Below are 23798 nucleotides of genomic sequence, written 5' to 3'. Positions count from 1 at the left end.
TTAGTTATGTATTTCATCAATATATACCGAAAGGATGGCTGTCTTAAGCAAAATGCAGCCATTAGCGCCGTAAAAAATAGGCAATCACGAAGCCTCTATTGCATCCATTAAAATTGTGATAATCTGAGACGGTCAGCGTTAAATAGCGTCCAGACAAGCCTGTTAATCCGTAGGTCCCTGGTTCGAGCCCAGGTCGAGGAGCCAAATACAAGAAAACCACCTTTAAGGTGGTTTTTTCTTTTACAGCCTTGAATAAAGGATTTGGGTTTAGATCAAACCCTTCTTACGTAGATTGGCTAGACGATTATTTAAACTTTTGAGCGTCAGTAGATTGTATTTACCACCTTCAGACCAGTTGCTACCTTTCCACTCAATACCTTCAGGTGTGACATTGGCAAATGGCTCTTTACCTTCTTTTGCATAGCCTTCCAAAATAGCAATTAGCTTAGGACGATCATCGGATCCTCCCGCATCTTTAATTGCATCTAGGATTGGCTTAGTGATCGTATCGCTATAAGTGACCTTGGAATCTAGATGTTTTGCTGTTACTGGCTCATCAAAGATGTATTCATGCGGCCACTCAAATACGTTTCTTGCTGAATTCTTGACCGACCCAGGGCTTACTGTGCCACCCATCGGATTTTTTGGATCATTCGGTAAATTTAATTGTGCAATCCAGGCTTCGAATTCTGCAATACGAGCATAGCGCTTTTCTTCACTGTCACGTTTTTGCTCTTCTTGAGAGAGCAATAAGGTCACCCAGGCCCAGGCTATATCTTTGGGAGTGGCAAATTCTTGAGCCAAGAGACTGCTAGCCTTCTTCAAGATAGTTTTAGATGTGAGTTTGCTCATGGGCGCTTTCCTAGATGCTTATAAATTGGGGTATCGGTGATGCATCGGAGAAAAAACATCTACTTCTACATAAACCGCTTCAGACCCCAAGAATACTCCGATGGAGCTACATGCATTCATTTTGTAATGTATGTGGCGTCCAAATAGAACAAAGCCCCAGATTTTGTCTGAGGCTTTTTTCATACTATTAACAAAATATCGACTAAATTTAACTCTTATTTCTCGGGTTTGAATGTGCTATCCAAAAATTCTTGAACGCCTGCAAACATTAACATCCGATTTTTTTCCATGATGATGGTATGAGTGCCTTCGCTGATCTGCAGCATGATCTTGTAAGGCGCGTTCTCGAGCTTGGTGAAATACTCATACAGCATATAGCTAGGCAAATCCGCATCCCACTCTGCATGTACCAACATCACTGGTACGCGGATGTCTTTAGGTTCATACACTGGCTTTCCGGCAGTCCAATATTCACGGGCATCTTGCACAGTACCATTTGGGGCTCTGAGTTTCTTTGGGTTTTGCATTCTGCCCCATGGATCCGTATCAAATGTGGCATCAGCCCATTTCTCAAACCAGCCATCGGGAATGAGGCTAGCCTTTGCGTTCTCTGGCACACCAGTCAGCCAGCGATTTTTTGCGTCGGCCATAGAAGCAACTCGATAGGCGCCTAACTGACCACCCTTATCAGTTAAAGGAGCACCACCCTGACGAAGCCATTGAGGCGCATATAAAACCAACTTATTTACCTTCTGATTATTTTCAGTGGTGTATTTACCCATAATAGTTGTTCCCCAAGACCAACCCAAGAGATTGATCTTGGATACATTGCGCTTCTTAAGGATGTAATCAACGGCGCTAGAAACATCCCTAACCGCGACATCTGTTCTGACAAGTGGTGCATTTTGCTCTGCAGGTTGATCCATCTCGGGAGGTCTGGTGGATTTACCATAACCACGCAAGTCGACTAGCCAAACGTCATACCCTCTAGCAGCCATGTATTCCATCCAAGAGGTTCCGCCAAGAGATAAATCAAAAGCGGTTTCCGCTGGATAGGTAGAGCCATGAACATAGAGCAATGTTTTCTCGGCAGAAAATTTCTTCATGCCGCTTAAGTGCTTATTGCGAACGTAGAGCGAGATCCCGGGGGTATCGCTTTGAACCATATACTCATTCATTTGAATCTTTTCTGCCGCAACTGCGTGGCCGAAAAAGATACAAGAAATCAGGGCTAGCAGCGACTGGACTGTCAGTTTCATTTCGTCTCCTTTGGGTCAAGACCCGTTTATTTATTTTTGTTAGTCAATATAGCACCCCAAAAGCGCTTCAAAATAGAGGGAAACCCCTCTATTTCAAGGCTTTTTAGGTCTGATTTGCTTGCGGGACCTGAAAACCCAAAAATCGACAAGCCCTTTAAAATGGACCCCATGACTAAAATTCCAGAACTCCTAGCCCCCGCAGGTAGCTTAAGCATGCTCCGCACCGCGTTTGATTTCGGTGCAGATGCAATTTATGCCGGCCAACCGCGCTATTCACTCCGTGTACGGAACAATGATTTCGGCAAGATGGAAACCCTTAAAGAGGGTATTGATACCGCCCATGAATTGGGAAAAAAGTTTTACCTTGTTTCCAATTTATTGCCGCATGGCGGCAAGACGCGCACCTATATTAAAGATATGGATCCAGTGATTGCACTAAAACCTGATGCAATCATTATGTCTGACCCAGGCCTCATCATGATGGCAAGGGAGGCTTGGCCAGATATGCCGATTCATTTATCCGTTCAAGCCAATACTGTCAATGGCGCATCCGCCAAATTCTGGCGCTCGGTTGGTATCAGTCGAGTTATCCTGTCACGCGAACTCTCTTTTGATGAAATTGAGGAAGTGCGTCAGGATTGCCCCGAAATGGAATTAGAGGTATTTGTGCATGGCGCTTTATGCATCGCTTATTCGGGCAGATGTCTTTTGTCTGGCTATATGTCCCATCGCGACTCCAACCAAGGTGCCTGCACCAATGCCTGTCGCTGGGATTACAAAGTAAAACCAGGACAACAAAATACCAGCGGTGATGTCGTTCTACTTCAAGAAGCGCGCAGACCAGATGATTTAATGCCTATGGAAGAAGACGAACATGGCACTTACATCATGAATTCAAAAGATTTGCGTGCCATTGAGCATATTGAAAGACTTACTGCAATGGGGGTGGACTCATTCAAGATCGAAGGTCGCACCAAATCCCCCTATTACGTGGCTCGCACTTGCCAAGCCTATCGTACAGCGATTGATGATGCGGTAGCCGGCCGCCCAATGAATATGTCATTAATTGGTAATTTGGAAGGCCTTGCTAACAGAGGATATACCGATGGGTTTTATGAACGCCATCACGATAAGGAATATCAGCTATACATGCGCGGCCACTCCCTGTCAGGTAGAAGCTTGTATGTTGGAGAAACAGTAGCTATAGATGAAGCTTCGGGACGCGTGAAAATTGATGTCAAGAACCGTTTCTCTGTCGGCGACAAGCTAGAGGTAATTGAACCAGAAGGAAACCAAGATCTAGTATTAGATGCGATGTGGAATATGGCCGGCGAACCGATTGAGGTGGCGCCTGGATCTGGTCACTTCGTCTGGATCAAATCCCCTCTTAAGAGCAAGCATGCCTTTATCGCTCGCTATACCAATGAGCCTGCACCTGTTGAGGCCGTCAGCTCTTGCAGCAACTGCTAAATCTTAGAAAGCCTTCATGAATTCAAATAACAGCACCGCAACCTCATCACACAGCTTTAAGGATAAGGCCAAAGAAGAGTTCATCAAGGCATTCCAGCTGACTATTTATTTTGGTGTTTGGTTTTGCGCTTTAGCATTCTTAGCGGCAACTTCTTTGGATGAACGACCAATCCCTTCATCAATTTTTGGGTTTGCAATCATCAAGGCTGCAGTATGCGCTAAATTTATGCTGATTGGTCAGGCGATATTTCCTATCAAGATTAATAAAAATCATGGCATCGTCAACTCCCTCATCCTTGAATCGATTGTCTATCTAGTGATTGTTTTGGCGCTTAATTACCTCGAGGCTGGAGTTCACGGTCTGATCAATGGAAAAGACTTTATTTCCTCTATGGCTGAATTTGGTCGATCCAATCCATTGCGCGTACTAGCCATGTCTATTGTTTACTGGTTAATTGTTTGGCCTTATTTATTGTTAGTTGGATTTAGATTAGCCGTAGGCAGCACAGCTTCGCTAGAAATCTTATTTGGTCGCAAGACTAAATAACCAGTAAATCGCAGACCCCCTTTAGCCCAAGCCCAGTGAGTAGGAATTTTTCAACTTTAGTTGGGCTGTTGTTGATGGGGATCGCGGTCTTTTCTTCAAGCATATGCGCTCAAGAAATCGAGGCGCGGACCTATTCGAATACGCCTATTGGCATTAACTTTTTAACAGCCGGAATAGCGCAAGCTAAAAGCGGTAGCTACACCCTCACCAGTGAAGTCCTTAACCTCACTCACATCTTCGATGTAGGCGGCCAATCCGGCAAACTCACTATTGTTCTGCCTTATGGCCAGCTCACTGGCTCAACCAGTGTTGGCGGACGGACTGTCAACGCTAGCACCGAAGGCTTATCGGACCCACTGATTAAGGCCGCAGTAAACCTCTATGGAGCTCCTGCGCTCACTCTTGACCAATTTAAAGACTACCAACAAGACCTCATTATTGGCGCCAGCCTTACAGCCTCAATACCTTGGGGAAAATATGATGACAATCAGCTGATTAATGTGGGAGCGAATCGCTGGTTCGTGCAGCCCGGCATTGGCGCATCGAAAGCGATTGGCCCATGGAGATTAGAACTGGCAGGATCGGGAATTTTCTACACCAGCAACACCAATTTTATGGGTGGCAATTCCCTGTCTCAAAATCCAGTGTATTCAGCGCAAACACATGCCATCTATTATTTTCAGAATACCGCCTGGATCTCGGTTGATGCGACCTATTTCACTGGCGGACAGTCTTATGTGAATGGCAATCCCATCAGTGGAAACCAAGAGAATTGGCGCTTTGGCGGAACGATGTCCTACCCAATTGATAAGCGTAACTCCATACGACTAACAGCCAGCACCGGGGCCTATTCAAGAACAAATAATAATTACGACCTATATGGGATATCTTGGCAATACCGCTTTGGCGGCGGCCTATAAATCCCGTAAATAGCGGCGCAAGATTTTGCCAACATTGGATTTTGGCATCTCGTCTATAAATACAATTTTTCTGGGGCGCTTATACCCCGTCATTTGCTCTTTGCAAAATTGAATAACCTGAGCCTCGCTCAGCGTTGGATTTTCTTTGACAATAAAGGCCTTCACGATCTCACCTAACTTGCGATGGGGAAAGCCAATCACTGCGCACTCCTTAACCCCGGGCATCAATGAAATCACTTCTTCGATTTCATTTGGGAATACTTTAAACCCAGCAACCACAATCATGTCCTTTTTACGGTCGACAATTTGCACATAGCCTTCTGGGCTCATGATGCCAATATCACCCGATTTGAAATAGCCATCAGGCGTCATGAATTGCGCAGTTTCTTCCGGCCTATTCCAATATCCAGCCATGACCTGCGGACCCTTAATACAGATTTCTCCAGGCTCGCCAAAAGGAACTTCAACGCCATCATCATCCAAAATCCGAATATCAGTACTGGGCATAGGCATGCCAATTGAGCCAGTAAATTGGGTAATGAGCGGTGTATTGACACACACTACCGGCGATGTCTCAGACAAACCATACCCCTGTGCGATGGGCACACCAGTCATTTTCTGCCACAAATCAGCGGTTTTCTTCTGAACCGCCATTCCCCCACCAATGGTGACAAGAAGATTAGGGAGCTTGACATTAGCAAACTCAGGTCGATGAATCAGCGCATGAAATAAAGTATTTACTCCGGGGAAAATGCTGATCTCGGGATGCTTCATCAATAACTTCATGAAGCCATTGATATCCCGTGGATTTGCAACCAAAATTAACTTCCCGCCTTTGCGCATCCCTAGTAATGCACAGGCCGTCAAAGCAAATATATGTGTCAATGGTAAAGCGCACAAGAAAACCAATTGGTCTTGATGTCTTTGACTCAATCCAGGCTCTAGCCACGATTCAATTTGCAGAACGTTCGCTAAAATATTTCGATGCAGTAATACGGCGCCTTTTGAAATCCCCGTTGTGCCACCGGTGTATTGCAAAAATGCAATATCGTCCAGGCCAATTAAGACCCTCTTAAATCCATGCCCTCTACCAATTTTGAGTGTCTGATTAAACTTCACGCAAGAGAAGCTCCAGTGCGGAACAATCTTTTTAATGTGCCTCGCTATTAAATTGACAATCACGCCCTTGGGCCCTAGAGCTTCACCCAAGCTACTTACAATCACTTTTTTAACTAGCGATTGATCAGCTATTTCTTGATAGACATGCGCAAAATTTTCTAAGATGGCCAATACAGCTGCGCCACTATCGCGCAACTGATGCTCTAACTCCCGAGAAGTGTAGAGGGGGTTAACATTGACAACAACAAATCCTGCGCGTAGCGTCCCTAGCATAGCGATAACATATTGCGGCACATTGGGGAACATAATGGCTATACGTGAACCAGCATCCAAGCCGAGCGTTTGCAGGTAAGCGGCAAATTCTTGGGATAGAGAATCCAATTGGCGATACGTCATGGTGTAACCCATGGAATCGATAACTACTCGATTGGGGAATTTTTGAAATGATTCCTCCAGCAACTCCACTAGAGAGGTATGACCATCCAAATTGACCTCATGGGGAACCCCTTCAAGATAGTGATCGAGCCAAGGTTTTTGAGCATTCATCTGCATCACCAAATCCATTGCCACAGGTTAAGCACTCATGATCTCTTTGAGCTTTTCCAGATAAAGCTCTTGGCCATGATTAACACGATGTGCCCACTCTGTTCCAGAATTTGCATTGGCATCATCTGTAATGTATTTAAATGATCGCCATGGAATATTAGATTGATGGGCGACATTTGCAATCGCGAACAACTCCATATCAACCACATCCACGCCCTCTGCAATCAGCCAAGGGTCGGACTCCATTACAAAACTATCGCCGGTACCGCAAATATGCTCCCCACCCATAGACAGGTATTGAGATGGTTTAGGGCAAAACGGAGTTTGCCCTCTTGGAGCCAGAGGCGCCGTCATCATGTCCCGCTGAATCACTTTGCCTATTTCTAATAAACCGTGTAGATCGGGATTAATCTTTCCAACCGTGCCAAAGTTAATAATTTTTTTAGGCTGAAGCTCATGAATAGCGCGAATACTGGCTACAGCTGCATTGATCTTTCCTACGCCGGAATACACAATGTCCACGCCTGCAGGTAAAGCGCTTTTATCAAGCTCAGACTCTAATGCGGTAATAATGAGTAATCGTGTGTTCATATCGGCCAATAATGAATTTATTAGATTATCTACCCGGAGTTCCGGACTTTCCTAAGCCCGGCATCCTATTCCGAGACATATCCCCTCTATTAGCCGATCCAAGCGCCTTTCAAGAGGCGATCTCACGGCTGAATGCCCTAGCCAAGCAGTTTGACTACACCCATATCCTGGGTATAGAGGCCCGTGGCTTTATCTTTGGGTCGGCCTTAGCGTACAGCGCCCACAAGGGTTTGGCTTTGGCCAGAAAGCCCAACAAACTGCCCCTAGCAAGCTGCCGTGAGTCCTATGGCCTGGAATATGGCTCAGATGCGTTAGAGCTGCAGGAATCCACCCTAGCAAAAGACGCCCGAGTATTAATTGTGGATGACGTTTTAGCCACCGGAGGAACCGTGATTGCAGCTAAGCAATTACTGGAAAAGGCGGGGTTTAAGGTGGCGGGCGCCATTGCCTTACTGGAAATTGCCGGACTGAACGGTGGAGAAAATCTGACAGCGCAAGGAATTGCTAATAAAGCAGTATTAACTGCCTAAATCAGGCTTTTGGCGCTTTTTAACAGCTTCATAGCACCCCAACCCACTGCCAATGCTTTGCTAGCTAACTTTGGACGGTAGTGAGCCAAAACCGCAAAAGCACTTGTCCATAAGATAGGACTGTTTTTCATAAAATTGAAGGCATCCACACCTTTATCCGCCCAAGATAAAGGTTTTTCAATCGGCTCAAAATGCAATGCGAATTCAGTGCGCTCTTTAGCCGCTCTGAGCTGCAATTGCTTTTGCCGAGCCTGTAGCTCTGTCAGTTTGCGATTCATCGATTCGCTAACTCCTGGCGATCTTTAGAAAACTCGGCAATACTAGCCTCAAACAACTTAGGCATTGTTCTAAGCGAGCGGAAAACAACTAAAGCGAAAACCAAGCCTACAGCCAAAAATCCACTAGTTAACAAACTCAATGCCAGCATGCGATTACTTTCCCAACTGTAGATCACAATTAAGAGAGCCAGCATAACCAAACCGAAGAATAAAAAGAATAAGGCGCAAGCAATCATCACCAGCAAACCAAGGAACTTGCTCCGGGCAATTTGCACATCCGTTGAAAGGAGCTCAAGTCGGGTTTGAGCAATTGAAACTCCCGTGGATACTAAATTCTTAATCGAGGATAAGAGATTTTCTTGTGACATAAGTGACTTAGCGACGCCCAATGAAAAGACCGATCAACAGACCAAGCCCAGCAGCGACACCTACTGCCTCCCAAGGATTGCGATGCACAAACTCATCAGCCCCATCGGCAACAAGCTTGGCCTTTTCTGTCAGCGTACCTTCAGCAGATGAAAGGGTCTCTTTCGCATTGGTCAGGGACTCCAAAGCCTTGGAGCGAATTGTGCTCAGCGGACCCTCTTCATGGCTAGCGGTAGCCTTTATCAGGGCCTCAGCGTCAGCCATCAGGGCCTTAAAGTCGCTCATCAGAAGATCCGAACTTATTTGAACTTCATCATGCGCAGCTACAGATTTTTTCGCAGTCATTTCTAATCCTCGATATTGCCGAATAAATTACTTGGTAAGACCATTCTAAGCAATTCTGGGCTTAGATCCCAGTATTAGTACGGTCATTCCAGCGTTGCCTTCTTTAAAGTGCTTCAGATGAACCTTTAAGCCGGGCCGTCGCCTCAATAGCGAATGGTAAGCATCACTCCCATAAGCCGCTTGCTCACCAAAATGGTATTCATCGACCCGGTCTGAGAAATAGTTGTTTTCAAGGGCATCATGCACAGCCCACTTAATTCTTCCGCCCTCACCGCTTGCGCCATAACCATGAATCAAGATCATCGCCTTAATACCCACTTCAGAGGCCCTGCGCAGCGTATTGGTCAATCGATCTAAGGCCACTTCGGCACTTGGATTGTCGTGCTTCAGATTAAACACGATCGTATCGCTTAGCGGCACGGGCAAGGAGACGCTTGCGCATTGACGACAGTCGCCAATTAGCCCCCTGAGGTTGCCACACTCCGGACATTCAAATGAATGAGTCAATTAAGAAATCCTGTTATAAAGTTTAAATAAAAAGGATATGGAGACATCATGAATATAGCTATTATGCGTGGCCTCGTGCTTGGGCTGGTTTTTGCAACAGGCGCAACATTTGCCCATAAGCCAGATGAACCGGCGCATCAGAAATATGCCGAAGGAAACTTCGCCCTCGAGAACGGCTCAGTCATTAAGGACTTTGAACTGTCATATACAACCCAAGGAACCTTAAACGCCGATAAGAGCAATGCCATACTCATGGTTACTGCAATTGGAGGAAATCATCATCGCATTGATTATTTAATTGGGCCAGGCAAGGCATTAGACACCAATAAATACTTTGTCATTTGCACTGATGCTATTGGTAATGGCTTAACCAGCTCACCATCCAATAGCAAACAGCAAGCCAATATAGATTTTCCTGAATTTAATATACGCGATATGGTGAATAGCCAGTATCGACTTGTCTCGGATCATTTTGGAATCCAGAAGCTGGTTGCCGTCGTAGGCGCATCTATGGGCGGGATGCAAGCTTTGCAGTGGGCTGTCTCGTATCCCAACTCAATGCAGGCAATCGCTCCAATCATTCCACTGGCAAAAACTACTGCGTGGACAACTGGCGTACTAGAAATGCTGCGCCAAAGCATCATGACCGATCCAGCATATCAAGGCGGCAAATACGATAAACCCGTAGAGCAAGGAATGCGACTTTGGGCTGGCTGGCTCAGTGGCGTAATAGTAAGAACCCCCGCCTACCTGGATCAACTAAACACTAGCGCCGCAGCAGAAATTGAATATCTTCACAAAGTTCAAGATGGAGGCTGGAAGCGCATGGATGCCAATGATTGGATCTGGCAGTCACGCGCTTACGATCGACATGACCTTGGTCAAACCCAAGGTTTTAATGGCAATACTTCGGCCGCATTAAAGTCCATCAAAGCAAAGACTTTAATACTTGCCGGCACTGGCGACTTACTCAACCCCGAATCTGATGCAAAGCTTACCGCTAAGCTAGTTCCAGGCGCGAAATATTTAGCAATCAATGACCGTCTACCAATGGGTCATCTATCGGGTGCTGGCGCAACTAAAGATGAAAATGCATTTCAAAATAAAGTCATTACGGAATTCTTATCCACACTGAAATAAACAGTCCCGGGTAATTCAATCAACTCAGAATTACCCCGTCCACCCCTACCTAAGGCACTAAAGAGCTAAATCAAAGAACAATCCATTTGATTTAGCTCTTTTTTTGATTAGGAGCAATACTTCGCTTCCAGGGCGGACACTGTATTTACCTGGTCATCCACCATGCGATTTAAGGTTTGTTGAGCAGCCTCTTTGTTTTCTTGAACTTTGAGGTTCACATTGATGAGTCCAGCTACATCTTTACGTATTGAAGTATTGCCATAGCGCAAGCCCTTCAGCGTGGAGACGGCTTCAGCAGAAATCTTACATTGCTGACTCAATAATTCTGATGAATCAGATGAAGTATTGGCGTAGGCAATTGCCGCTACCGAGATTGAGGTAATCGCTAATAGAGTTTTTTTCATCTTATTTCCTTAATTTGTGACCACATGTTGGACAACAACCTAAATCTTTTGCTCTGGTTTTTCTGAGGGCGGCATAAACGCTAGATTCCGAAATCTCCATCTTTCTAGCGGCTTGAGCTGCGGTCATCCCCTTCCCTATCCAATCTAAAGCTTGATGTGTTTTTGGTATCGCTCTTCTCATTTCGCCTCCAATGGTGTCACTATACCACAAAAGTTGTGAAGTTGTGAAGTTGTGAACTTTAAATATACGGTATTTACAGAGTAAAGATATGAAAAATCAGGGTTTGTGCGACAAAACTCAGCCGGTGATAAAGTGAAAGGACTACGTCACTACCAATCAATAAAACATATGAAATCAGCACTTGGACTTACGGAAGCATGCGAACTTATTCAAGCAAAAGAGCTTTCGCCAAACGATTATTTGGGGCAGTGTGTCGCGCGCGCAGATGAGGTAGAGGCGACATTAAAGGCCTTTACAGTCAGAGCAAAACTAGCCGACTTACAGAATCAATCCAAACCCGGACCATTGATGGGTATTCCAGTGGCGGTGAAGGACATCATTGCCACCAAGGATTTTGTGACTACAAACGGATCCCCCATCTACAAAGATTTCACCCCGAAAGAAGATGCCACCATAGCGAAGAAGATACGGAGCCTTGGCGGCTTGATTTTCGGCAAAACGGTGACCACTGAGTTTGCCTGGCGTCATGCGGGGGTTACAACTAATCCATGGAACAGCGCGCATACTCCCGGTGGCTCATCCAGCGGTTCTGCAGCTGCAGTAGCAAGTGGGATCGTTCCCTTGGCGCTGGGATCCCAGACTGCTGGGTCGATTATTAGACCAGCCTCATTTTGTGGAATTGTCGGCTATAAGGCGAGTTTCGGCGCGGTACCTCGAGCCGGGGCATTTCCAGTGTCTGGATCGCTTGACCACATTGGTTTTTTTACGAGATCTGTAAAGGATGCGGTCTTTGCGTTTAATTTACTGAGAAATACTGAAATCGATGAGGAAGATGCCATTCTTATTCCCGAGCTCCATATTAAGCCGATAAGCATGCCGCGTATTGCCATTTTAAGAACACCTTTTGACGATTTACTTAGTAGCGAGCAGATTAAGACCGTAGAAATCGCTGCAACACGCTTGAGTGATGCCGGTGCAAGCATTCATGAGCTCACCCTTCCCCAGCGCTACTGGGATGGGATTGAAGCCTTAGCAGTATTAATGTCCTGCGAGGCAGCGGTCATACACGAACAGCATCTCTTGCAGTCTCGCGACCTGTTAAGCAATGACATCATCGAATTGGCCGACAGGGGTAATGCCTGTCCATCAAGCGTGTATATCAAAGCAAAAAATCTTCAGAGAGAATTGCGCACATCAATCGGAAAGTATTTTGAAAATGTTGATGTGATTATGGCTGCGCCCGCAACAGGTGAGGCGCCTAAGGGCCTGGACTTTACTGGCAACCCGATCTTCTGCTCGCTATGGACGTTTATTGGCACCCCTGCAATTGCATTGCCAGTGAATCAATCGAGCAATGGACTTCCACTAGGAATTCAGTTGATAGGCAATTACAAGGAAGATGAAAAGCTGGTTAGCGTTGCCGCCTTTGCGGAAGATTGCTTTAGAGCGAGTTAGGAACGTTGCCAATCCGCTATTAGGTTGGCAAATAACTTTGTAGCGTCCTCAATCTTATCGACGTAACAAAACTCATCTGTTTGATGAGCCATCTCAGGCTGGCCTGGACCCAGAATCACCGTTGGCGGATTACCAATTGCCGATTTGAGGGCTGAAGCGTCAGTGAAATAGGAAACTGTCTTTTCAATAGGACGTACGCCATTGATACTTTCGCAATGATCAAACACCTTTTTCATCCATGGATCATTTGCGGGGGTATAAACCCCTTCAATATCAATAATCGTATCTAGCTGTACCGTCGACCCCAAAGCCTTACACAAGCAACCATAAATATGAGAATGGCTCTGCCCGGCAACTGTGCGAATATCCAGAGTCATTTCCGCGGCATCTGGAACTGAATTAATGTTTAAACCCGCTTTTGCCGTACCCACATTTAAGGTCCCCTGCCCCATTAATGCGTGAGGCGGCGTATCGAAGGCGAATTTCTCAAGCGTCAACGCAGCTTTAGCCAGCTTGTAAAAGGCATTTTCACCTCTTTCAGGCATAGATCCGTGTGCAGTAATACCTTCCGTCTTAGCCTTTAACCAGTAGGCGCCTTTATGACCTAGTAATGGCTCATTCGCGGTTGGCTCGGCGACAACAAAGCACCCAGCAGGGCCCAAGAACTCAAGAATATCCTGACTTGCAGCCACATGAAATGCGCCCTCACAACCAGTTTCTTCTCCAGCGGTAATAATCATGCTGACACCGGCCCCTTGCTTTGCTTGGTTGGCCATCTGAATGGCAGCAACAACAAAAGCAGCTACGCCACTTTTCATATCGCTAGATCCACGACCATACAGCTTGCCATCGTTGATCACGCCAGCAAAAGGCTCAAACTTCCATGAGCGGGCACCCAAGGGCACAACATCCACATGGCCAGTAAAACAAATGCTCGGTTTATCAGCGCTGCAGGCACCAATTTTCGCTACGAGACTCGTACGACGCGGGGCAAACTCCACCTTGCGACATTCATATCCATTGGCCTCTAGGATTTCCTGCAAATATTCACAGATCTGATCCTCGTTGCCGGGAGGATTGATCGTATTAAAGCGAATGAGTTCCTGCGTTAACTCTACTGGATTTAGATTCTTCATGGTTATCGTCTATCCGAAATAGGCCGCTTGCACTTCAGCGTTTTCAGCCAACTCTTGAGCATCACCCTGAGCAACCACCCTGCCTTTGGAGATGACGTAGCCACGATGGGCTATAGCCAAGGTTTGACGTACATTCTGCTCCACCAAGAGCACTGTCGTTCCCAGTTGATTAATCTCTTTAATGATCTTGAAATTCTCTTTTACAAATAGCGGGGACAAACCTAAGGATGGTTCATCAAAGATCAATAAATCTGGTGAACTCATGAGGCTACGACTAATTGCAAGCATGGCCTGCTCGCCCCCAGACATTGTTCCAGCCAGTTGTGTCGATCGTTCAGCTAGGCGGGGGAAAAGAGTCTTTACATGTTCGCGGCGCTCTTCAATCACATTCTTATCTTTAACCAAATATGCTCCGGCCGACAGGTTCTCGTCTACAGTCATGCGAGAGAAGACACGACGCCCTTCAGGAACACAGGCAATGCCCTGCTCAATAATTCTGTGGGAAGGAAAACTGGTGATATCCACGCCCTTAAAGAGAATCTTTCCTCGATTTGCCGGGGTTAATCCCAGTATGGATCGTATTAGGGTTGATTTACCAGCCCCATTAGCACCTAAGATGCATGTAATTTCACCCTGCTTCACCTCAATTGATACATCTTCCAATACATCAATGCGATCGTAGGCGGTATAAATATTATGAATGTTTAATAAGTTCATGATTACTCTTGCCCCAAGTAGGCGACTTGAACTTCAGGGTTGTTAACAATCTCTTCGTAAGTACCTTCAGCGATTTTTTTGCCGTAATTCAAAACAATACATCGCTCGGTCATGCGCTGAATCAAGCCCATCTCATGTTCAATCAAAATAATCGTGAATGGTTTAATTTTGCTGCGTACCTGCAAAATATCATCCATCACCTCAGCGGTTTCATCATGTGTCATACCTGCCGAAGGCTCATCGAGCAATAGTAGATCAGGCTCGCTAATCAAGGCTCGACAGATCTCGATACGACGTCGGTCAATCATTGGAAGACTCGCTACCGGCTCAAATATTTTTCCAGCCAATTTTGGATTAAATGTCAGCAGTAATTGATTTACCTGCTCAACAACCCGGTCATACTCAGCTTTAAATTGATTGCGTTGAAACAAGTTAAATAAAAGACCGGTATTAAGACGACGATTATCGCCAATTGCGATATTGTCAAATACGGTTAAGGGCAACGATAATCTGGAGCGCTGAAATGTACGAGTAATCGCCTCCCTGTATACGTCCTGAGCACTTGCGTCAGTAAGATCCTTTCCGCGGAAAGTCACATTGCCGGAAGTAGCGCGATACAAACCTGTAATCACATTAAAAAATGTAGTCTTACCCGAGCCATTGGGGCCCAAGAGCCCAAGCACTTCGCCCTCGTTGACATAAAGATCCAAAGAATCAAGCGCGGTGACACCACCAAATCGCATAGTGAGCTGGTGAGCCTCTAGTATTTTATTTTTAGACTGACTCATTTCTTACCCCCTACCTTATTCCCAGGGAAATACTCTCGAATTCGTCGGGGGAGCAAGCCGTCGGGGCGGAATAACAAAATCAAGATGACCACAATTGCATATAAGAGAAAGCGGTACTCTTGGATAAATTGCAATTTTTCAGGAAGGATAACCACAATAGCTGCCGCGGGAATAATTCCCCATGGATTACCAATGCCGCCCAGAATAACGATAGAAACAAGAATCAATGAATCAGCAAAGGTAAAGTTATTCGGAGCCACATAGGCAGTCATCATCCCGTAGAGGGCGCCAGCCATACCAGCAATAAAGTTACCCAGGGTAAAGGCGACAATTTTCCAGTGGGCAATATTGACGCCAAATGTTGATGCAGCAATCTCATCCGTGCGAACCATATCCATACTGAGGCCTACCCATGAACGCTCCAAATTACGAGTGATTTTGAAGCTTAATATCAACAGGATTAACGCGATCAAAAGATATGGAATGTAAAAGGAAACTTCGAATCCAAAGATTTCAATTCCATCGGATAAATTCCATCCAAATAGATTCAGCGGTGGAATCTTCATTCCCTGGGGGCCGCCAAGAGTGTCATTCACCTCTAGAAAATTACGGAACAAAATGCCGAAAGCAATCGTTACCAATGCCGCATAGTGACCCCGAGTTCTCAAAACGGGGTAGATCAAAATGCAACCAATCAAAGCCGAAGCGCAGGCAGCCAAGATTAAGATGGCCAGATGAGGAATGGCGGTATGGGAGGCCAAAATTGCTACTGTATAGCTGCCGATACCAAAGAACGCTGCTCCAGCAAAGTTTACGATGCCGACATAACCGAACTGGATGTTTAAGCCAAGGCACACCATCGAATAAATCAACACTGTTGCGAGCATCAGTAAAGCAAAATGGGAGTTATGAAACACCACCATCGTGATGAGCACGCCAGCAACTGAAGCATAAGCAGGAAATTGCGGATGCTCGCGGACCGCCGATGCGAGGCGCTCCATTAAACCCATTTTCTTTCCAACCAGACTGACAATGAAAGCAAGGGCAACTAAACCCCCTACCTCAAGCTGATTCTCGGAACCTAGCAATAGAATGCTATAGAGCAAACCCAATACAAAAGTAGTCATTAATAGCTTCATACTTACACTCGCTCGCTTGATTTTTCAGAAATCAAGCCAGTTGGCTTTAATCCCATAATAATGATGATGACTGTGAAGGCAAAAACGTCTTTATAGGCACTAGGGACATCCGGCAAGATGGCTGGCAACAAGACGGCGCCAATTGTCTGGAGTCCAGCAAAGAGGAAGCCCCCAACAATTGCTCCATAAAAATTGCCAAGGCCACCAACCACAGCAGCAGAAAATCCAATGACTCCGAGAAGTAAGCCCATACTGAAATTGACTTCGTTGTAATACAGCCCATTCATTAATCCAGCTAAAGCAGCCAGAGCGGAGCCCAACATGAATGTAATTAAAACGATTTGGCGAAAGTTAATGCCCATAATGCGAGCGGTTTCACTGTCTTGTGCAACTGCTCTAATCGCCAAACCAATCTTGCTGCGGGTAATCAAACGTTGAACAGCAACAATGCAAATAATGCCTGTTAGGAGCAAAATCAAACTATCAGATCGCAAGGTGAAATCACCAAGAACAATCCCATCTGTTGGCAGCAACCGTGGGAAAGGCTTTGGATTAGAGCCATTTGGGTAAAACAAGCGTACCGCTTCACGTAGCGCCAAACCCAGCATTAACGTTACCAATAAGGTATTGATGGGAGGCGCTTTTTGCAGAGGTAAGATTAAATATCGGGCGATCACGGCACCCAAAAAAGCAGCAACTGAAAGACTAATTAACACTAATACCAGCAGCTGCAGCCAAGGGGAGTCAAACGTACCCGCAATACCGATATAAGCAGTGAGGCCTGCGAAGGCACCCACCATCAAGATATCGCCATGCGAGAACTTAATAACATCCAAGACACCAAAGTAAAGAGTGAAGCCAACAGCAACAATCGCATATATGACGCCTAACATTAAGCCGTTAAGCAGGTATTGCAAAAAGATATCAAACGACATGTACGACCACCCTCTTCACTTCGGTTGCAAATACAACAAACTAATTATTGCCCTAACTTGCGCTGCTTTTTGGCATACAAGCTATCTTCCCAAACTACCCACTTACCATCTTGGGCGACATATTTAGAAATCAAGGGAACAATGTTCTGACGATGATCATCAAAGCTCACCTTGCCGATAATGGTCTCAACGTTATTCGTTTTATTTAATACATCCATTACCTTCTTGCGATTCGGACCAGCCTTCTCAATCGCGTCCATGATGAGATTGGCAGCAGTGTATGCGAACGGGCCATATGCTTCAGGGGCATCAGGATATTTTTGCTGGTTGTACTTCGCAATAAACTCTAAGCCACCGGGTAATTTTTCCCAAGGCGCGCCTTCAATAAATGACAAGGAGCCTTCTGATAGTTTGCCCAAGCCTTCGATATAGGCGTCAGACTTAATGCCTGAGGTGCCCTCGAATACCGCTTTAATCCCGAGGCGATCCATCTGCGTACGAATACGAATACCAATAGGAGTTAAGCCGCCGAAGTAGACCACTTCAGGCTTGAGCTCTTTAATTTTGGTGAGCTCAGCGGTAAAGTCTTGTTGGTCAGCAGTGACACCGAAAGTACCCAAAATCTGACCGCCATTTTTAGTCAAGAACTGAGTAAAGTATTTGTTATGGCCTTTGCCGTAATCGGTTGTGTCATGAATGATGACCCACTTCTTGTAGCCCAAGCCAGTCAGAAACTTAGCTGCAACCTCATTCTGGTTAATCATCGTGCCGTTTACACGGTGAACCTCTTTGAAGTCATTGCCGTAAGTAATCTCCGGGAGAACTGCGCCCCAAACCATGACTGGCAAACCAAACTTGTGATAAACATCAACAGTACTCATTGCAACAGCTGAGCAGTAATGAGTGACGCCAGCAATAATTGAACTATCAGAAGCAATCTTGGTTGCAACCTGAACACCTACGTTTGGCTTGCACTCATCATCAGCGGTAACGAGTTCATATTTGTATTTCGCATTAGGGTCTTGATTTCTCATGCGTACAGCAAGATCAGCCGAGTTGCGGCCACCTATTCCGTTTGCGGATACCCCGCCGGTCAAAGGTCCAATATAAGCAATTTTGACTGTATCTTTTGCGGAGACGGTAAAGGAAAGACTGGAACAAAGAGCAAGGACTAAAGCTGAAACGATGGATTTCATAACTAATCTCCTAATGATTTACTTGAACATCTATTTCAAACCAGTGTAGCAATAAATTATTTTAAAAATATTGATCTTCATCACCTCTTTTTCATGCTCGTAAACCCTAAAAAGAACCCTAAGAATGTCGGTCAGATGAAGTGTGATCACCTCTGAGCATATAGATCTATGAATATCGAAAATTATGTGCGCCATCTATTCTGGTGCAGAAAATAGCGTCATTAGAGTGCACTGCACCAAATTGATGTTTCGCTCTGAATATAGCGTGATAAGGCGCGGGATGAAATGAAGTGTTGCGGTGTTATAAATGGTGACGTAAAGCTACTTCCAGCAATGCGTAGTTTTCATCATGTAATATTTTTGCTACAACAACAGCACATTAATAAACAGATAGCAATCTCATGTGCGATGAAGAACTAAAACCGGAGATTAAACATGTCGTTCCATTTCGAAAAACGCAGGGGCTTATTGGCTTTACTGTCCACCTTAGTGTTTGCCACTGCCTTTACAGCAAACGCCCAAACCAGTTCAAACTGGCCTGATAAATCCATCAAAATTATTGTTGGCTATTCTGCGGGTGGCGCAACGGATGTATTGACACGCTTGGTTGCTGTAAAGATGAGCAACACACTAGGTCAGCCAATCGTGGTCGAAAACCGTCCTGGCGCTAACAGCAACGTAGGCGCTGAACTCGTTGCGCGCGCACCGGCAGATGGTTACACGCTTTATGCTTTTTCGATTGCCAATACGATCAACATGTCTCTGTATCCAAAACTGGGTTACGACGCCATTAAGGATTTTGAACCAATCGGCATGATTGCGAAGATTCCTAATATCTTGGTGGTAAATCCAAGCCTCCCGATTAAATCAGTCGCGGACTATGTGCGCTATGCAAAAGAATCAAAAGATGGCGTGACATTCGCCTCATCTGGTAGCGGCTCATCTATTCACCTCTCCGGCGAAATGTTTAAGATGCAAGCCAAGATTCAGATGCTGCATATTCCTTATAAGGGTAGTGCTCCAGCGGTTACAGATTTACTGGGTGGCCAGGTCGACTCTATGTTTGATAACACCCCTTCGGCACTGCCTCATGTTCAAAGCGGAAAACTGCGTGCAATCGCCGTCACCAGCGCTCAACGATCACCATCCGTACCGGACGTTCCAACCTTAGCTGAATCTGGATATCCAAATTTTGATGTGCAGTCATGGTTTGCCTTGGTAGCGCCAGCCGGCACCCCAAAACCAATTATTGACAAGCTCAATAGCGCACTCAATAAGGCGCTGACAGCTCCAGATGTTCGCCAACGATTGCAAGAGCTAGCAGCTACTCCTGAGCCCGGCACCCCTGAAAAAATGCGCGACTTTTCCATAGCTGAAGTGAAGCGTTGGCGTGAAGTAGTAAAAGCATCAGGCGCAAAAGCGGAATAAGCACACACCCATCTCAAGGAAGCGACTCACTGCATGTATCCAATTGATTTCTTTTGGCGAGCGTCATTACGCTGGCCAGATCGCATTGCCATTGACACCCCTAATGGCCCCATCAGCTATAGCGTACTGTCCGACAAGGTCAAGGCTTTGGCCGCAGGACTCACCGCGCTTGATTCGACACTGCAAAGTCGCGTGGCGATCTGTGCAGGCAATAGCGCCGATCACATCATTGCTTTGCTGGCAATTTTGGCCTGCGGAAAAGTATGGGTGCCACTCAATCCTAAAAGTACCCGACCAGAAATTCGTCGCATTATTGATATTACGGAGCCCAGTCTTATTATTCATGATGAGGCTTGCGAAGATTTATTAGTCGATGCACCCGGCATGTTTATTCGCACCGGCAAGAATGACGAAAAACAGTCAGGAAATACTGTTGGTGGATTGGTTCAAGCACATGATGGAGCTCCGCTTCCATCGTTTGACTTACCCCTAGATGCTATTCAAGCCATTAAATTTACCGGCGGAACTACCGGTGCACCTAAAGGCGTCATGCAACCCTACCGAGCATGGATGGCCAACATCACGAACCAAATCCATTCATGGGGATTTGATGAGCATGAGCGCTATATCGTGGCAGCACCTATCACCCATGGCACTTCAACCTATATCGTGCCAATCCTCGCTCAAGGCGGATGTCATGTGATTTTGGATGGTGCCGGGGCTGAAGTGGTTCGAACAGCCTTTAAGGAGCGCGGCGGTACAGCATGCTTTATGCCCCCCACCTTGCTGTACATGTTGATGGCACTGCCGAATGCCTCACGCGCTGACTATCCCAACTTACGTAGATTAATTTATGGTGGAGCACCAATGCCCCCTGAAAAGGTCCGGGCCGTACGTGAATTTTTTGGCCCAGTGCTTTGCACCACTTATGGCCAAACTGAAGCACCTCAAATTTTGACGGTAATGCAGCCAGAAGACTTTGAAAATCCAGATAACTGGGCGTCTGTTGGTCGTGCCACCTGGTTTACCGATGTCGCGGTTATGTCGCCTGATGGCGCCCTTCTTCCCACGGGTGAAATTGGCGAAGTTGTAGCGCGCGGCGATCTACTGATGACCGGTTACTGGCGCATGCCAGAAAAAACTGCGGAGACTATTAAGGATGGGTGGCTACATACGGGTGATCGAGGACTGATCGACCATCGCGGATATTTATATCTAAAAGATCGGCTGAAGGATATTGTCATTACCGGTGGATTCAATGTCTACCCAGTGGATGTTGAAAATGCGTTAAGCCAACATCCTGCTGTCCACGAGTGTCTTGTATTTGGGGTGCCTGATGACAAGTGGGGAGAAAGCGTACAAGCTGCCGTGCAAATTCGCCCCAGGCAACAAGCCGATGAAGCAACGTTGATTGCCTTTGTGCGTGAACTCTTGGGGCCCGTACAAACCCCAAAGCGCATCCACTTTTATGACAGTCTGCCACGATCCAATGTGGGCAAATTACTGAAGAGTGCAGTTCTACAAGACATTCTTAACCCCTAATTCTTAATACTTATTTATATTTTCCAAATCAATACACCATGACTAAATCAGCAAACAACGCACCTGTCACGAGTTTATGCACTCACACTCTTACTAGCCTTCACTATAGGGATGCCGATCTTGTTGAGGATTTAATGGGCAAGAAAACCTTTACAGAAGTAATGTTGATGCAGATCTTGGGGAGAACACTCCGACCAGTAGATATCAGAATTACCGATGTAGTGTTGATTGTTCTGATGGAGCATGGACTAACACCAAGCGCAATCGCTACAAGGTTGGTCTACATGAGCGCCCCAGAAAATCTTCAAGGTGCTGTAGCATCAGGTTTGTTGGCTGTGGGTAGCTCATTTATTGGAACAATGGAGAACTGCTCGGGCCTCCTGGACCGTATCATTGCTGCACAAGACCCAGATGCTGAAGCACTCTCCATCGCGCAGCACTACAAGTCCATTAAGGGCGCAGTACCAGGATTTGGTCATCATCTTCATAAGCCAGTTGATCCAAGGGCATACAAGCTATTAGAGATGGGTCGCTCCGAACAAGATTTAAAGGGTAATCACATTCAAGCACTTGAAATGCTTTCTAAGGCAGTTGATCAGATTGCTGGGCGCCCGATCACCATTAATGCTACCGGCGCTGTTGCGGCACTCTTAGGGGAAATCGGCATTCCTACCGCAGTGATGCGTGGCTTTGCCGTCATCTCTCGATCCGCTGGTTTGGTTGCGCATATTGTTGAAGAGCAACAGAGTCCTTCAGGGCGGTTTATTTGGGACACGGTTGAGCATGCCATTCCCTTTGTTGATGGTGCAACAAAAATAGATCCAGCATGAGCACAAAGCAAAGCCGTTCTTCAGGAGAGTTTGCGCTAGTAACCGGTGCTAGTAGTGGCATCGGTCGTGCTGTAGCTCTTCGTTTAATTGAGGATGGAATGCATGTGATTAATTTTGATCTCAATACGCCAGCTGCAATCAATCCACATGAGACCTTCGTTAAAGTCGATGTATCCAACGAGAGTGAATTGCGCTCAGCCCTTGCCAATGTAAGCGCGCAACACTGCATTACCCGTCTCGTTAATAATGCTGGCATTGTTCGTCCAGCCACCATTGAGCATGCCACCACTGCGGACTTACATGCGGTGATGAATGTCAATGTGGCTGCTGCGATTATCTGCGCACAGTCCCTACTCCCAGGAATGCGTGCCGCCAAGTTTGGGCGGATTGTCAATATCTCTAGCCGCGCCGCACTTGGGAAAGCCGAACGAATTGTCTACGCAACTACTAAAGCGGCAATACATGGATTTACTCGCACATTAGCATTGGAGGTTGCAGCCGACGGAATCACGGTAAATGCAATTGGCCCAGGACCCATTGCAACCGAGCTATTCACCAGCGCAAATCCCCCAGAAGCTCCAGCAACGAAACGCATTCTAGAGACGGTTCCCTTGCGCCGCATAGGCAAACCCGATGAGGTCGCACATTTAGTAGCATCCCTCTTAGATGAGCGAGCTGGCTATACAACCGGACAAGTAATTTACGTCTGTGGCGGTATGACTGTAGGGCTGGCGCTATGAAGCCTATAGAACATCCTGCAGCCCTCCCCTTGGATCTTACGGGCCGACTGGTATTTGTAGCAGGCGGAGGATCCGCCGGTCCGGGATGGAGTATTGGACGAGCATCCTGCGTTACCTATGCGCGCCAAGGCGCTAATGTTTGCGTTGTGGATCGTGATCGCGCATCCGCAGAGGAAACAACCTCACTAATTAATGCCGAGGGCGGTAAAGCCACAACCTTGATTGGCGATGTTGCCGAAGAAAAAGATGTCAAAAGACTCTTTCAGGAGGCGCGGGATCATTTTGGTCAGACCATTGATGTCCTGCATCACAATGTCGGCATTGGTAAAGTTGGCGGCCCAATGGAAACCAGCATTGAAGATTTTGATCGCATTCACAACGTCAATGTGCGGAGCGTACTTCTTGCATCAAAAGAAGTTCTGCCAGACATGGTGGCACGCGGCAAAGGCTCAATCATCACGATTTCTTCTGTAGCCGCCATGCGTTATCTTGGCTACCCCCACTTATCCTATAGTGTCACCAAAGCCGCCATCATTCAGTTCACGCGCATGCTAGCGCAACAATATGCGGCCCATGGAGTGCGGGCCAATACTGTAGTCCCCGGTTTAATCGATACTCCACGCATCGCCACAACTGTTGCTAAGATGTTTTCCGAAAACGGTATCGATGAAGCAAGGGCAGCACGAGATCGTCAAGTGCCGATGGGGCACATGGGAACGGCTTGGGATGTAGCCCATGCCTGCGCATTTCTGGCATCGGATGCAGCCTCATACATTACCGGAACAGAGCTCGTTGTTGATGGAGGAATTACCGGGAAATATGTCTAAGGATAGAATT

General features: G+C 46.3%; 26 protein-coding genes. 11 read left to right on the top strand and 15 right to left on the bottom strand.

Features of this window, described 5'->3' with window-relative positions; genetic code table 11:
• Positions 1–267: 267 nt before the first annotated feature.
• Both FD960_RS04850 and FD960_RS04845 read right to left on the bottom strand, forming a co-directional pair.
• Positions 268–852: a hypothetical protein gene (locus tag FD960_RS04850; RefSeq protein ID WP_215300380.1), complete on the bottom strand. Its 585-nt coding sequence runs from the start codon at positions 850–852 to the stop codon at positions 268–270.
• 215 nt (positions 853–1067) lie between these two features.
• Positions 1068–2111 (bottom strand): alpha/beta hydrolase, encoded by a 1044-nt coding sequence (locus FD960_RS04845; RefSeq protein ID WP_215300378.1) that lies wholly within the window; start codon positions 2109–2111, stop codon positions 1068–1070.
• Positions 2112–2279: 168 nt separating this feature from the next.
• On the opposite strand from FD960_RS04845, the gene FD960_RS04840 reads away from it, so the two are divergent.
• From FD960_RS04840 to FD960_RS04830, 3 genes are all read left to right on the top strand, one after another.
• Entirely contained in the window at positions 2280–3581 is a 1302-nt protein-coding gene (locus FD960_RS04840) for a U32 family peptidase (RefSeq protein ID WP_215300376.1), read from the top strand.
• Positions 3582–3597: 16 nt separating this feature from the next.
• Positions 3598–4128 (top strand): hypothetical protein, encoded by a 531-nt coding sequence (locus tag FD960_RS04835; RefSeq protein ID WP_215300374.1) that lies wholly within the window; start codon positions 3598–3600, stop codon positions 4126–4128.
• A gap of 74 nt (positions 4129–4202) precedes the next feature.
• A complete protein-coding gene (locus tag FD960_RS04830) occupies positions 4203–5048 on the top strand; it encodes a transporter (RefSeq protein WP_215300373.1) in 846 nt (281 codons plus the stop codon).
• Here the strand turns inward: FD960_RS04830 and FD960_RS04825 are convergent.
• Together FD960_RS04825 and FD960_RS04820 are read right to left on the bottom strand one after the other, a co-directional pair.
• Positions 5043–6719 carry an AMP-binding protein gene (locus tag FD960_RS04825; protein WP_215300370.1) on the bottom strand — a complete coding sequence of 559 codons (1677 nt, stop codon included), beginning with the start codon at positions 6717–6719 and terminating at the stop codon, positions 5043–5045. The two genes, FD960_RS04830 and FD960_RS04825, sit on opposite strands and share 6 nt — an antisense overlap.
• A gap of 21 nt (positions 6720–6740) precedes the next feature.
• A complete protein-coding gene (locus FD960_RS04820; RefSeq protein ID WP_215300601.1) occupies positions 6741–7304 on the bottom strand; it encodes a 5'-methylthioadenosine nucleosidase in 564 nt (187 codons plus the stop codon).
• An 11-nt stretch (positions 7305–7315) separates the two neighbouring features.
• On the opposite strand from FD960_RS04820, the gene FD960_RS04815 reads away from it, so the two are divergent.
• Complete coding sequence (locus tag FD960_RS04815; protein WP_215300368.1) at positions 7316–7834, top strand: adenine phosphoribosyltransferase; 519 nt, start codon at positions 7316–7318, stop codon at positions 7832–7834.
• Here FD960_RS04815 and FD960_RS04810 read toward each other — a convergent pair.
• Genes FD960_RS04810 through FD960_RS04795 form a run of 4 tightly spaced genes read right to left on the bottom strand, consistent with a single transcriptional unit; the run spans position 7831 to position 9330 of the window.
• Positions 7831–8112, bottom strand: a complete 282-nt coding sequence (locus FD960_RS04810; protein WP_215300366.1) for a YqjK-like family protein — start codon at positions 8110–8112, stop codon at positions 7831–7833. The two genes, FD960_RS04815 and FD960_RS04810, sit on opposite strands and share 4 nt — an antisense overlap.
• Positions 8109–8480 carry a phage holin family protein gene (locus FD960_RS04805; RefSeq protein ID WP_215300365.1) on the bottom strand — a complete coding sequence of 124 codons (372 nt, stop codon included), beginning with the start codon at positions 8478–8480 and terminating at the stop codon, positions 8109–8111. Before FD960_RS04805 ends, FD960_RS04810 begins: the two co-directional genes overlap by 4 nt.
• A gap of 7 nt (positions 8481–8487) precedes the next feature.
• Positions 8488–8823: a YqjD family protein gene (locus tag FD960_RS04800; protein ID WP_215300363.1), complete on the bottom strand. Its 336-nt coding sequence runs from the start codon at positions 8821–8823 to the stop codon at positions 8488–8490.
• A 45-nt stretch (positions 8824–8868) separates the two neighbouring features.
• Positions 8869–9330: a Smr/MutS family protein gene (locus tag FD960_RS04795; protein ID WP_215300361.1), complete on the bottom strand. Its 462-nt coding sequence runs from the start codon at positions 9328–9330 to the stop codon at positions 8869–8871.
• 48 nt (positions 9331–9378) lie between these two features.
• Between FD960_RS04795 and FD960_RS04790 the strand changes: the two genes are divergently transcribed.
• Positions 9379–10470 (top strand): alpha/beta fold hydrolase, encoded by a 1092-nt coding sequence (locus FD960_RS04790; RefSeq protein WP_215300359.1) that lies wholly within the window; start codon positions 9379–9381, stop codon positions 10468–10470.
• A 107-nt stretch (positions 10471–10577) separates the two neighbouring features.
• Here the strand turns inward: FD960_RS04790 and FD960_RS04785 are convergent, their stop codons facing one another.
• The gene (locus FD960_RS04785) at positions 10578–10874 is read right to left on the bottom strand and encodes a hypothetical protein (RefSeq protein ID WP_215300357.1); all 297 of its coding nucleotides are present in this window, start codon (positions 10872–10874) and stop codon (positions 10578–10580) included.
• Between the two features lie 349 nt (positions 10875–11223).
• Here FD960_RS04785 and FD960_RS04780 point away from each other — a divergent pair, with 349 nt between their 5' ends.
• The gene (locus FD960_RS04780) at positions 11224–12510 is read left to right on the top strand and encodes an amidase (protein WP_215300355.1); all 1287 of its coding nucleotides are present in this window, start codon (positions 11224–11226) and stop codon (positions 12508–12510) included.
• Here FD960_RS04780 and FD960_RS04775 read toward each other — a convergent pair.
• The 6 genes from FD960_RS04775 to FD960_RS04750 are packed head-to-tail and all read right to left on the bottom strand — an operon-like array spanning position 12507 to position 18421.
• A complete protein-coding gene (locus FD960_RS04775) occupies positions 12507–13646 on the bottom strand; it encodes a M20 family metallopeptidase (RefSeq protein ID WP_215300354.1) in 1140 nt (379 codons plus the stop codon). The two genes, FD960_RS04780 and FD960_RS04775, sit on opposite strands and share 4 nt — an antisense overlap.
• A 9-nt stretch (positions 13647–13655) precedes the next feature.
• On the bottom strand, positions 13656–14363 hold the full coding sequence (locus FD960_RS04770) for an ABC transporter ATP-binding protein (RefSeq protein ID WP_215300352.1): 708 nt from the start codon (positions 14361–14363) through the stop codon (positions 13656–13658).
• Positions 14364–14365: 2 nt separating this feature from the next.
• Positions 14366–15151 (bottom strand): ABC transporter ATP-binding protein, encoded by a 786-nt coding sequence (locus tag FD960_RS04765; RefSeq protein WP_215300351.1) that lies wholly within the window; start codon positions 15149–15151, stop codon positions 14366–14368.
• On the bottom strand, positions 15148–16290 hold the full coding sequence (locus tag FD960_RS04760; protein ID WP_215300349.1) for a branched-chain amino acid ABC transporter permease: 1143 nt from the start codon (positions 16288–16290) through the stop codon (positions 15148–15150). Before FD960_RS04760 ends, FD960_RS04765 begins: the two co-directional genes overlap by 4 nt.
• 2 nt (positions 16291–16292) lie before the next feature.
• On the bottom strand, positions 16293–17225 hold the full coding sequence (locus tag FD960_RS04755; protein ID WP_215300347.1) for a branched-chain amino acid ABC transporter permease: 933 nt from the start codon (positions 17223–17225) through the stop codon (positions 16293–16295).
• A 44-nt stretch (positions 17226–17269) separates the two neighbouring features.
• Positions 17270–18421, bottom strand: coding sequence for a branched-chain amino acid ABC transporter substrate-binding protein (locus FD960_RS04750; RefSeq protein ID WP_215300345.1), 1152 nt, complete (start codon positions 18419–18421; stop codon positions 17270–17272).
• 435 nt (positions 18422–18856) lie between these two features.
• On the opposite strand from FD960_RS04750, the gene FD960_RS04745 reads away from it, so the two are divergent.
• Genes FD960_RS04745 through FD960_RS04725 form a run of 5 tightly spaced genes read left to right on the top strand, consistent with a single transcriptional unit; the run spans position 18857 to position 23788 of the window.
• Entirely contained in the window at positions 18857–19849 is a 993-nt protein-coding gene (locus FD960_RS04745; protein ID WP_215300344.1) for a tripartite tricarboxylate transporter substrate binding protein, read from the top strand.
• A 33-nt stretch (positions 19850–19882) separates the two neighbouring features.
• Entirely contained in the window at positions 19883–21391 is a 1509-nt protein-coding gene (locus FD960_RS04740; protein WP_215300342.1) for a class I adenylate-forming enzyme family protein, read from the top strand.
• 38 nt (positions 21392–21429) lie between these two features.
• Complete coding sequence (locus FD960_RS04735; protein WP_215300340.1) at positions 21430–22221, top strand: citryl-CoA lyase; 792 nt, start codon at positions 21430–21432, stop codon at positions 22219–22221.
• Complete coding sequence (locus FD960_RS04730) at positions 22218–22961, top strand: SDR family NAD(P)-dependent oxidoreductase (protein ID WP_215300338.1); 744 nt, start codon at positions 22218–22220, stop codon at positions 22959–22961. The genes FD960_RS04735 and FD960_RS04730 overlap by 4 nt, the downstream gene beginning before the upstream one ends.
• A complete protein-coding gene (locus FD960_RS04725; RefSeq protein ID WP_215300336.1) occupies positions 22958–23788 on the top strand; it encodes an SDR family NAD(P)-dependent oxidoreductase in 831 nt (276 codons plus the stop codon). Before FD960_RS04730 ends, FD960_RS04725 begins: the two co-directional genes overlap by 4 nt.
• Positions 23789–23798: the final 10 nt, after the last annotated feature.

This window comes from Polynucleobacter sp. AP-Nino-20-G2 (assembly GCF_018688235.1).
Classification (GTDB): domain Bacteria; phylum Pseudomonadota; class Gammaproteobacteria; order Burkholderiales; family Burkholderiaceae; genus Polynucleobacter.
Note: the sequence above shows the minus strand (reverse complement) of the source record. Positions and strands in the feature narration are given on the sequence as shown.

What these genes read in the sequence shown, in the direction of transcription:
- FD960_RS04850 (WP_215300380.1), bottom strand. Translation starts at nt 852, where the DNA reads ATGAGCAAACTCACATCTAAAACTATCTTGAAGAAGGCTAGCAGTCTC.
- FD960_RS04845 (WP_215300378.1), bottom strand. Translation starts at nt 2,111, where the DNA reads ATGAAACTGACAGTCCAGTCGCTGCTAGCCCTGATTTCTTGTATCTTT.
- FD960_RS04840 (WP_215300376.1), top strand. Translation starts at nt 2,280, where the DNA reads ATGACTAAAATTCCAGAACTCCTAGCCCCCGCAGGTAGCTTAAGCATG.
- FD960_RS04835 (WP_215300374.1), top strand. Translation starts at nt 3,598, where the DNA reads ATGAATTCAAATAACAGCACCGCAACCTCATCACACAGCTTTAAGGAT.
- FD960_RS04830 (WP_215300373.1), top strand. Translation starts at nt 4,203, where the DNA reads ATGGGGATCGCGGTCTTTTCTTCAAGCATATGCGCTCAAGAAATCGAG.
- FD960_RS04825 (WP_215300370.1), bottom strand. Translation starts at nt 6,719, where the DNA reads ATGCAGATGAATGCTCAAAAACCTTGGCTCGATCACTATCTTGAAGGG.
- FD960_RS04820 (WP_215300601.1), bottom strand. Translation starts at nt 7,304, where the DNA reads ATGAACACACGATTACTCATTATTACCGCATTAGAGTCTGAGCTTGAT.
- FD960_RS04815 (WP_215300368.1), top strand. Translation starts at nt 7,316, where the DNA reads ATGAATTTATTAGATTATCTACCCGGAGTTCCGGACTTTCCTAAGCCC.
- FD960_RS04810 (WP_215300366.1), bottom strand. Translation starts at nt 8,112, where the DNA reads ATGAATCGCAAACTGACAGAGCTACAGGCTCGGCAAAAGCAATTGCAG.
- FD960_RS04805 (WP_215300365.1), bottom strand. Translation starts at nt 8,480, where the DNA reads ATGTCACAAGAAAATCTCTTATCCTCGATTAAGAATTTAGTATCCACG.
- FD960_RS04800 (WP_215300363.1), bottom strand. Translation starts at nt 8,823, where the DNA reads ATGACTGCGAAAAAATCTGTAGCTGCGCATGATGAAGTTCAAATAAGT.
- FD960_RS04790 (WP_215300359.1), top strand. Translation starts at nt 9,379, where the DNA reads ATGAATATAGCTATTATGCGTGGCCTCGTGCTTGGGCTGGTTTTTGCA.
- FD960_RS04785 (WP_215300357.1), bottom strand. Translation starts at nt 10,874, where the DNA reads ATGAAAAAAACTCTATTAGCGATTACCTCAATCTCGGTAGCGGCAATT.
- FD960_RS04780 (WP_215300355.1), top strand. Translation starts at nt 11,224, where the DNA reads ATGAAATCAGCACTTGGACTTACGGAAGCATGCGAACTTATTCAAGCA.
- FD960_RS04775 (WP_215300354.1), bottom strand. Translation starts at nt 13,646, where the DNA reads ATGAAGAATCTAAATCCAGTAGAGTTAACGCAGGAACTCATTCGCTTT.
- FD960_RS04770 (WP_215300352.1), bottom strand. Translation starts at nt 14,363, where the DNA reads ATGAACTTATTAAACATTCATAATATTTATACCGCCTACGATCGCATT.
- FD960_RS04765 (WP_215300351.1), bottom strand. Translation starts at nt 15,151, where the DNA reads ATGAGTCAGTCTAAAAATAAAATACTAGAGGCTCACCAGCTCACTATG.
- FD960_RS04760 (WP_215300349.1), bottom strand. Translation starts at nt 16,290, where the DNA reads ATGAAGCTATTAATGACTACTTTTGTATTGGGTTTGCTCTATAGCATT.
- FD960_RS04755 (WP_215300347.1), bottom strand. Translation starts at nt 17,225, where the DNA reads ATGTCGTTTGATATCTTTTTGCAATACCTGCTTAACGGCTTAATGTTA.
- FD960_RS04750 (WP_215300345.1), bottom strand. Translation starts at nt 18,421, where the DNA reads ATGAAATCCATCGTTTCAGCTTTAGTCCTTGCTCTTTGTTCCAGTCTT.
- FD960_RS04745 (WP_215300344.1), top strand. Translation starts at nt 18,857, where the DNA reads ATGTCGTTCCATTTCGAAAAACGCAGGGGCTTATTGGCTTTACTGTCC.
- FD960_RS04740 (WP_215300342.1), top strand. Translation starts at nt 19,883, where the DNA reads ATGTATCCAATTGATTTCTTTTGGCGAGCGTCATTACGCTGGCCAGAT.
- FD960_RS04735 (WP_215300340.1), top strand. Translation starts at nt 21,430, where the DNA reads ATGACTAAATCAGCAAACAACGCACCTGTCACGAGTTTATGCACTCAC.
- FD960_RS04730 (WP_215300338.1), top strand. Translation starts at nt 22,218, where the DNA reads ATGAGCACAAAGCAAAGCCGTTCTTCAGGAGAGTTTGCGCTAGTAACC.
- FD960_RS04725 (WP_215300336.1), top strand. Translation starts at nt 22,958, where the DNA reads ATGAAGCCTATAGAACATCCTGCAGCCCTCCCCTTGGATCTTACGGGC.